This window comes from uncultured Methanobrevibacter sp. (genome assembly GCF_937906425.1).
In the GTDB taxonomy this organism is placed as follows: Archaea; Methanobacteriota; Methanobacteria; order Methanobacteriales; family Methanobacteriaceae; genus Methanobrevibacter.
Window position 1 is genome coordinate 1 of sequence record NZ_CALCYR010000100.1, and the last position, 3631, is coordinate 3631.

A 3631-nucleotide genomic window follows, 5' to 3' on the forward strand; every position below is an offset into this window, starting at 1 on the left:
TATGGTAGAAATTGCTTTAGGTACTGCTTTAGCAGCTATTGGTGCTGGTGTAGCAATTGGTTTCGCTGGTTTAGGTTCAGGTTTAGGTCAAGGTATGGCAGCAGCTGGATCTGTTGGAGCTGTAGCAGAAGATAACGATATGTTTGCAAGAGGTATTATTTTCTCTGCATTACCAGAAACTCAGGCTATTTACGGATTCTTGATTGCTATTTTATTACTTGTATTCTCAGGATTATTAGGTGGAGGCTCAGGTCTTTCAACTACTGCAGGTATTGTAGCTATTGGTGTAGGTGCATCTATTGGATTTGCAGGTTTAGGTTCCGGTATGGGACAAGGTATGGCAGCTGCTTCCTCCGTTGGAGCTATCGTAGAAGACACTGACATGTTCGCAAGAGGTATTATCTTCTCTGCATTACCAGAAACTCAAGCTATTTACGGATTCTTGATTGCTATCTTACTTATGGTATTCGGTGGAATCTTAGGTTAGGAGGTCAATTAAATGAGCTCTGGGGCAGAAAAAATTGTCTCTAACATTATGTCTGAAGCTCAAGCGAAAGCTGATGTAAACATTAGTGAAGCTCAAACTCAAGTTGAAGCTATTTTGGCTGATGGTGAAAAAAGGGCTGAAGCTGAAAAGGTTAAAATCTCTGAAAACGCTAAAAAACAAGCGGATATGAGATATCAGCAAATTATTTCAGAAGCTAAAATGAATGCTCGTAGGGCAGAGTTAGGGGCAAAAGAAGAAGTAATCGAAGAGGCTTTTAATAAAGCTACTGAAGATTTGAAAAATAAGGCAGCTACTGATGATGAAGAATATGTAGAAGCTTTAATTGAAATGATTAAAGAGGCAGCTACCGAAATCGGCGGCGGAGAATTAATCGTTTTATTAAAGGAAGATGATATTGATAAAGTTAAAGGTCAATTGGATTCTATCGCAGATAAGGTTAAATCCTTAATCAAGGATAGAAACAAACCTGTCAATCTTAATGAAATCGCTAAGGATGTTTCTTCTGAAGCTGGAATTGAAACTAGCTTGGAAATTGGTGAACCTATTGACACCATCGGTGGAGCTATATTAAGAACTAAAAATGGTGAAATTCAAGTTAATAACACTATTGAATCCAGAATGTTAAGATTTAAGAAATCATTACGTTCAGAAGTTGCAAAAACTTTATTTGATTAGGAGAGATGAATTATGGCTGATGAAATTGCTACTATCATAAGTTCCTTAGGACTTTCTAATGAGGCATTTTTAGCAATAGTTCTTTTAGCATTTGTCGTTATTGGTGCAATTATTGTAATTGTTGCAACTAGACCAATTTTAGATGTTTATCCATATCTTCATCCTAATGCGAGAGTAAGAGCAAGAAAAGGAAGATTATTTGATGAAAAACAAATTTCTGAACTTGTTGAAGCAAACAACATTGATGAAATTACAAATTATCTCAGAGGATCTCCTGATTATGCTGAATACTTGGATAATTATTCACTTGAAAAGGCATTAGACATTCAACTTGGAGAAACCTATGACATGGTTTCCAGAATCGCTCCTAAAGAGATTCAATCTTCATTTAAGGTAATGTCCAAACAATCTGACATTAGAAACATTAAAAGTTTATTAACTGCTAAACAAGCTGGACTTAGTAAAGAAGCAACTGATGATTTATTAATTCCAACAGGTTCTTTATATGAAGATTTAGAACGTTTATCCGACGCTGATTCCGTAACTGATGTTGTTGCAGGATTAGATGGAACTGAATATGCGGCTGTTTTAGAAGAAGTACTTCCAGAATATGAAAAGACTGGCTTAATCCTTCCTTTAGAATCTGCATTGGACAAGTATTATTTAAACAAATTGCTTGCTTCCTCTGAAACTCCATCTGATGAAAACAAACAGATACTCTATGCATATGTCGGAAATCAAGTTGATGTAGCTAATATTAAATTGATATTAAGAGCAAAGGTAGATGGATTAGATTACGAAGCTATTAGTCCATACATGATTAGTAGCGGATACCAATTAAGAGAATGGAAGCTTAAAGATCTTATGGAAGCTGAGGATGTAACTGGAGTAATTTCCAGTTTGGAAGGAACAAAATACTCTGATGTTCTTACCGATGTTCTTCCTGAATACAATGAAACTGGATCTGTAGCTCTCTTTGAAAAGGCTTTGGATAAGTTTTTAGTCGACTCTGCAAAATCCTATTCCATGAAAAAACCATTAGGTATTGGACCTATAATAGGATTCTTGTCTCAAAAAGAGCTTGAAATTAAAAACTTAAAGGTAATTGCAAGGGCTAAAAGAGAAGCTGACTTCCCAATATCTAAAATTAGGGAGATGTTAGTATGAGTGATGTCGCTATTGTAGGAGATATCGATACTGTCACTGGTTTTAAACTTGGTGGAGTTAAGAAAGGTTATATTGTAAACAATGATGAAGAAGCTAAAGATGCTCTTGATGAATTATTAGATAGTGAAATTTCAATTATTATAATTACACAAAAGATAGCTGATAACATAAGAGAACATATTAATAAACGTCTTGGTTCTGATGTCTTACCAATGATTATTGAGATACCGGACAAATCCGGTTCATCTGAAGGCGGTGCTGATCAAATGGCAGCTCTTATTAAGAGAGTTATCGGGGTAGAGATGGTTAAATGATTAATGAAGGAAATATTATTAAAATTGCAGGTCCTGTTATCGTCGCAGATGGGATGAGAGGAACTCAAATGTATGAAGTGGTAAGAGTAGGTGACGCCAAGCTTATCGGAGAGATTATTGAGCTCGAAGGTGACACCGCTACCATTCAAGTTTATGAAGAAACTGCTGGGGTAAAACCTGGCGAAAAAGTGGAAAGTACTGGAGGTCCATTGTCTGTAGAACTTGGACCTGGTGTAATGGGTTCCATTTTTGATGGAATTCAAAGACCTTTAGAAGTCATCAAGGACATTTCTGGTGACTATATTGCTAGAGGTATTGATGTAGACTCTATTGACAAGGAGAAAAAATGGACCTTTGAACCTGTCGCTAAAGTAGGTGACAAGGTTGTAGGCGGAGACATTCTTGGTCAAGTTCAGGAAACATCTGCTGTATTGCAAAAGATCATGGTTCCTCCAATGATTGAAGGTACCATCAAGTCTATTGCTGCAAAGGCTGAATACACAGTACTTGAAACTATTGCTGAAGTAGAAACTGATGAAGGAATTGAAGAAATTCAAATGCTCCAAAAATGGCCTGTTCGTAAAGGACGTCCATACAAGGAAAAATTAGACCCAGATATTCCACTTATTACCGGTCAAAGAGCACAAGACACTTTCTTCTGTTTAGCTAAAGGAGGAGCAGCAGCTATTCCTGGTCCTTTCGGTTCAGGTAAAACTGTTACCCAACAACAATTAGCTAAATGGGCAGACGCAGACATTGTGGTATATATTGGATGTGGAGAACGTGGAAATGAGATGACAGAAGTACTTACTGAATTCCCATTCCTTACTGACCCTAAAACTGGAAACCCAATCATGGACAGAACTGTTCTTATTGCAAACACTTCCAACATGCCGGTAGCAGCTCGTGAAGCATGTGTATACACCGGTATTACTATTGCAGAATACTTCCGTGACCAAGGTTACGA

Annotated in this window: 5 protein-coding genes; all 5 read left to right on the forward strand. The window is 37.0% G+C overall.

Annotation, left to right across the window (positions count from 1 at the left end):
• Position 1 precedes the first annotated feature (1 nt).
• Positions 2-487, forward strand: coding sequence for a V-type ATP synthase subunit K (locus Q0138_RS02655; protein WP_297980540.1), 486 nt, complete (start codon positions 2-4; stop codon positions 485-487).
• Positions 488-499: 12 nt separating this feature from the next.
• Positions 500-1183 carry a V-type proton ATPase subunit E gene (locus Q0138_RS02660; protein ID WP_297980543.1) on the forward strand — a complete coding sequence of 228 codons (684 nt, stop codon included), beginning with the start codon at positions 500-502 and terminating at the stop codon, positions 1181-1183.
• 12 nt (positions 1184-1195) lie between these two features.
• The gene (locus Q0138_RS02665) at positions 1196-2350 is read left to right on the forward strand and encodes a V-type ATP synthase subunit C (RefSeq protein ID WP_297980546.1); all 1155 of its coding nucleotides are present in this window, start codon (positions 1196-1198) and stop codon (positions 2348-2350) included.
• Positions 2347-2664, forward strand: coding sequence for a V-type ATP synthase subunit F (locus tag Q0138_RS02670; RefSeq protein ID WP_297980549.1), 318 nt, complete (start codon positions 2347-2349; stop codon positions 2662-2664). The genes Q0138_RS02665 and Q0138_RS02670 overlap by 4 nt, the downstream gene beginning before the upstream one ends.
• Positions 2661-3631, forward strand: a 971-nt coding sequence (locus tag Q0138_RS02675; protein ID WP_297980552.1) for a V-type ATP synthase subunit A, incomplete at its 3' end; no start/stop codon positions are given. The genes Q0138_RS02670 and Q0138_RS02675, both read left to right, overlap by 4 nt.

Excerpts from the sequence above, each read along its gene's own strand:
- Q0138_RS02660 (WP_297980543.1), top strand. The coding sequence starts at position 500 with ATGAGCTCTGGGGCAGAAAAAATTGTCTCTAACATTATGTCTGAAGCT.
- Q0138_RS02670 (WP_297980549.1), top strand. The coding sequence starts at position 2,347 with ATGAGTGATGTCGCTATTGTAGGAGATATCGATACTGTCACTGGTTTT.
- Q0138_RS02655 (WP_297980540.1), top strand. The coding sequence starts at position 2 with ATGGTAGAAATTGCTTTAGGTACTGCTTTAGCAGCTATTGGTGCTGGT.
- Q0138_RS02665 (WP_297980546.1), top strand. The coding sequence starts at position 1,196 with ATGGCTGATGAAATTGCTACTATCATAAGTTCCTTAGGACTTTCTAAT.